The 3,797-nt window shown below is 72.9% G+C and carries 7 protein-coding genes; 5 read left to right on the top strand and 2 right to left on the bottom strand.

Features of this window, described 5'->3' with window-relative positions:
- The 3 genes from ACH4J0_RS37865 to ACH4J0_RS37855 form a co-directional block, all read left to right on the top strand.
- Nucleotides 1-90, top strand: a 90-nt coding sequence (locus ACH4J0_RS37865) for an acyl-CoA dehydrogenase family protein (protein ID WP_144385854.1), incomplete at its 5' end; no start/stop codon positions are given.
- Nucleotides 91-247: 157 nt separating this feature from the next.
- Nucleotides 248-1,117, top strand: coding sequence for an oxidoreductase (locus ACH4J0_RS37860; RefSeq protein ID WP_396245733.1), 870 nt, complete (start codon nt 248-250; stop codon nt 1,115-1,117).
- A 56-nt stretch (nt 1,118-1,173) separates the two neighbouring features.
- Nucleotides 1,174-1,641, top strand: a complete 468-nt coding sequence (locus ACH4J0_RS37855; protein ID WP_396245732.1) for a GNAT family N-acetyltransferase — start codon at nt 1,174-1,176, stop codon at nt 1,639-1,641.
- On the opposite strand, the gene ACH4J0_RS37850 is transcribed toward ACH4J0_RS37855, so the two are convergent.
- Nucleotides 1,569-2,015 carry a hypothetical protein gene (locus tag ACH4J0_RS37850; RefSeq protein ID WP_396245731.1) on the bottom strand — a complete coding sequence of 149 codons (447 nt, stop codon included), beginning with the start codon at nt 2,013-2,015 and terminating at the stop codon, nt 1,569-1,571. The two genes, ACH4J0_RS37855 and ACH4J0_RS37850, sit on opposite strands and share 73 nt — an antisense overlap.
- A gap of 120 nt (nt 2,016-2,135) precedes the next feature.
- On the opposite strand from ACH4J0_RS37850, the gene ACH4J0_RS37845 reads away from it, so the two are divergent.
- Nucleotides 2,136-2,585: a MarR family winged helix-turn-helix transcriptional regulator gene (locus ACH4J0_RS37845; protein ID WP_396245730.1), complete on the top strand. Its 450-nt coding sequence runs from the start codon at nt 2,136-2,138 to the stop codon at nt 2,583-2,585.
- A gap of 11 nt (nt 2,586-2,596) precedes the next feature.
- On the opposite strand, the gene ACH4J0_RS37840 is transcribed toward ACH4J0_RS37845, so the two are convergent.
- Nucleotides 2,597-2,992: a MerR family transcriptional regulator gene (locus tag ACH4J0_RS37840; protein WP_396245735.1), complete on the bottom strand. Its 396-nt coding sequence runs from the start codon at nt 2,990-2,992 to the stop codon at nt 2,597-2,599.
- Nucleotides 2,993-3,165: 173 nt separating this feature from the next.
- Here ACH4J0_RS37840 and ACH4J0_RS37835 point away from each other — a divergent pair, with 173 nt between their 5' ends.
- Nucleotides 3,166-3,660: a peptidylprolyl isomerase gene (locus tag ACH4J0_RS37835; protein ID WP_396245729.1), complete on the top strand. Its 495-nt coding sequence runs from the start codon at nt 3,166-3,168 to the stop codon at nt 3,658-3,660.
- Nucleotides 3,661-3,797 lie beyond the last annotated feature (137 nt).

Here is a 3,797-nt window from a genome sequence, read left to right as displayed (position 1 = left end):
GAGCGGATGATGCGGGACGCGAAGATCACCCAGATCTACGAGGGCACCAACCAGGTCCAGCGGATCGTCATGGCCCGCAACCTGCCGTAGCCGGCACGTCCTTCGCGACGGCCCCCGACCGCCGGTGAGCGGTCGGGGGCCGTTCGTCGTCCGGCATCGAACCGTCCTGGACGAACCGGCGGCCCGGATGACATAAATGATCGTCAACTTGTGTGCAGGGCGCGATCATTGCGGGAGAGAACCGAACATGAGCAGCAGCACCCCCGAGCAGCACGCCGACGGCAAGGTCTGGCTGATCACCGGCGCCAACTCCGGCTTCGGCCAGGCGATCGCCGCGGCGGCGCTGGCGGCCGGTGACACCGTCGTGGCGGCCGCCCGCCGCCCCGAGACCCTGGCGGAGCTCGCCGCCGCGCACCCGGGCCGGCTGGTCCCGGTGCAGTTGGACGTCACCGACCAGGAGCGGATCCCTGCCGTGGTCGAGGAGACCGTGCGGCGGCACGGCCGGATCGACGTCCTGGTGAACAACGCCGGCCGCGGCCTGATCGGCGCCGTCGAGGAGTCCACCGACCGCGAGCTGCGGGACCTGATGGACCTGCACTTCTTCGGTCCGGCCGCGCTCACCCGGGCCGTGTTGCCGCACATGCGCGCCCGGGGCACGGGCGCCGTGGTGCAGATGAGCAGCATGGGCGGCCGCTTCTCCTTCCCCGGCGTGGGCGCCTACTCGGCCACCAAGTTCGCGCTGGAGGGGCTGTCCGAGGCGCTGGCCCTGGAGGTGGCCGGTTTCGGGATCAAGGTGGTGATCGTCGAGCCGGGCGCGTTCCGGACCGGCTTCGCGGGCGGCGGCGCGCTGGCCCACAGCGCCCCGATCGACGCGTACGAGCCGGTGGTCGGCCCGGTCCGCACCGGCCTGCCGGACTCCGACGGCAAGCAGCCGGGCGACCCGGTGAAGGCCGCCGAGGCGATCCTGACCGCCCTGGCCGCGGAGAAGACCCCGCTGCGGCTCGCACTCGGCACCGACGCCGTGGACGCGATCCTGGGCAACCTGGACGGCGCGCGCCAGGAAGCCGAGGCCTGGGCGGCGGTCAGCCGCGGCACCGACTACCCGGCCGGCGCGTGAACGCGGCCCGGTAGACCGGGCGACGGCGGGCGGCCTGGCTGTCTAGGCTGACCGCCGTGCCTTCGGACCTCAGCCTCGCCGTGCTCACCCCCGGGAACATCGACGCCGCCCTCGCCCTGCGGGTGCGCCCCGACCAGGAGGGACTGGTCGCGCCGGTGGCGAAGTCGCTGGCCGAGGCGTACGTGCACGGGGAGACGGCCTGGCCGCGGCTGATCCTGGACGGCGGGCGGCCGGTCGGCTTCGTGATGGCCTTCTTCGACGTCCGCTTCGACCCGGAGCGCCCCGACGACCGCCCCCGCTCCGGGCTCTGGCGGCTGCTGGTCGACGCCGGGCGGCAGCGCGGCGGTTACGGGCGCTTCGCGGTCGAGCGGGTCTGCGCGGAGATCCGGCGCCGCGGCGGCACCCGCGCGACCGTCACCTACCACCCGGGCCCGGCCGGGCCCGCCGGGTTCTACGCCCGGCTGGGCTTCCGTCCGACCGGCGAGCTGAGTGGTGACCAGGAGGTGGCGGAGCTCGTCCTGTAGGGGACTCGGGCGGGGCCGGGGCCGGCTCGGCCGAGCAGCGCGGCCGCCTGCTCCCGGGCCTGCCGCGGCCATGCGGCCCGTTCGGCGGCGGGGGAGTCGGTGACCGTGCGGAACACCGTCCGCCGGACGTCGGTGACTCCGACGTACGGCAGCACGCAGGCCGTCCGGATCCGTTCCAGCGGGTCGCCGAACTCGTCGCGCTCCCGGGTCTCGGGCGTGTCCGAGGTGTTGAGCGGGTCGAAGCCCTCCGTGGGGAGGTCGTGGGCGAGCACCTCGCAGCCGCGCCCGCGCAGTTCGTCCACCACGGCGCCGTACAGCGCGTGGTTGAAGCTGCCCGGCCGCGGATGCGCCAGGTAGACCCCGATCCGACTCATCTTCCGTCCCCCTCAAGCTGGTTGGTGGCCGATGCTACTGGCCGCCGGGCCGGCCCCGATCCGGGTGTGCAAGCGCGGGCACTGTGTGCACACGCACGCACCCTCGGTACGATGAACGGCATGGACCGCGCCGATCTCTCCCTGGGCCCCCTGTCGGAACAGGACCACGCCTTCTACGGTCTGGTGTGGGCCGGCACCACCCTGGCCGCCCGGGTGGACCGGGAGCTCGCCCGGGTGCACGGGCTGCCGCTGTCCTGGTTCGAGGTGATGCTCTGGCTGAACGGCCAGCGGGAGCCGGTGGCCGCCTCCGACCTCGGAGCCAAGACCATGCTCAGCCGCAGCCAGGTCTCCCGGGTGGTGGACGCCCTGGCCGGGCGGGGGCTGGTGTCCCGCACGCCCTCGGCCTCGGACGCGCGCTCGGTGCGGATCGAGCTGACCGGGCAGGGCCGCGCCCTCTTCGCCGAGGCCGACGCGACCCGACGGGCCGCCCTGGCCCCGGTGTTCACCGACCGGCTGGACGCGGCGGACATCGCGGCCCTGGAGGCGGTCTGGCGCAAGCTCAAGGCCTGAGCCGCCCGCCGCTACGCCGCCTCGGCCGCAGCTGCCCCGGCCACCGCCGGCTCCCCGGAGGCGCCGGCGATCACTTCGTCCAGCACCTCGCGCGAGCGCTTCAGGTCGGTGATCATCCGGTCGATCCGGTCCCGCTCCGAGGTGAGCTCCTCGACCAGCAGCGGGGTGGCGGTCTCGCTCGGGCCGCCGTCGGAGTCCCGCATGCAGGGGAGGATCTTGTAGATGGTGCGGCTGTGCAGCCCGGCGGCGAACAGCTCCTGGATGTGCACCACCCGGTCCACGGCCATCTCCGGGTACTCCCGGTGGCCGCCCGCGGTGCGCCGTGCGACCAGCAGTCCCTGCTGCTCGTAGTACCGCAGCGAGCGCTCGCTCACGCCCGTGCGCCGGGCCAGTTCGCCGATCCGCATGCCGTCCACCCCGCCGTCCACCACGTCGTTCCGACCGAAGGCTTGAATCTGACATCGATGTTAACTTCTACCGTTCCGGCGCGGCGACGAACGCGGAAATAACACGCCGACGCCACCAGCGGGGTAGCCGGGGGTGGCGCGCGGTGCCCGGCCGGTCATGCCATGATCCCTGCATGGGTTCCAACGTTTTCTTCGACATCACCATCAACGACGAGCCGGCCGGCCGCATCGTCTTCAAGCTGTACGACGACGTCGTCCCGAAGACCGCCCGCAACTTCCGCGAGCTGGCCACCGGCCAGAACGGCTTCGGCTACGAGGGCTCCGGCTTCCACCGTGTGATCCCCGCCTTCATGCTGCAGGGCGGTGACTTCACCAACCACAACGGCACCGGTGGCAAGAGCATCTACGGCGAGAAGTTCGCGGACGAGAACTTCCAGCTGAAGCACGACCGCCCGGGCCTGCTGTCGATGGCCAACGCCGGCCGCAACACCAACGGCTCGCAGTTCTTCATCACCACCATCGTCACCGACTGGCTGGACGGCAAGCACGTCGTCTTCGGCGAGGTCGTCGAGGGCATGGACGTCGTGAAGAAGGTCGAGGGCCTCGGCTCGCAGAGCGGCCGCACCTCGGCCACCATCAAGATCGCCAAGTCCGGCGTGGTCGAGTAGTCACCGCGTCCACTGCCACGCGTACCGCCCCGGAGTGGGGGGGGGGGGCCGCCGCCCGGCCCCACCCGGGGGGGGGGGGTGACCGGGCCCCACAAACGGAGACGCGGGGGGGGGGGGAAGCGGGGGTGGGGGGTTGT

This window comes from Kitasatospora sp. NPDC017646, from assembly GCF_044329365.1.
Lineage (GTDB): Bacteria > Actinomycetota > Actinomycetes > Streptomycetales > Streptomycetaceae > Kitasatospora.
Note: the sequence above shows the minus strand (reverse complement) of the source record. Positions and strands in the feature narration are given on the sequence as shown.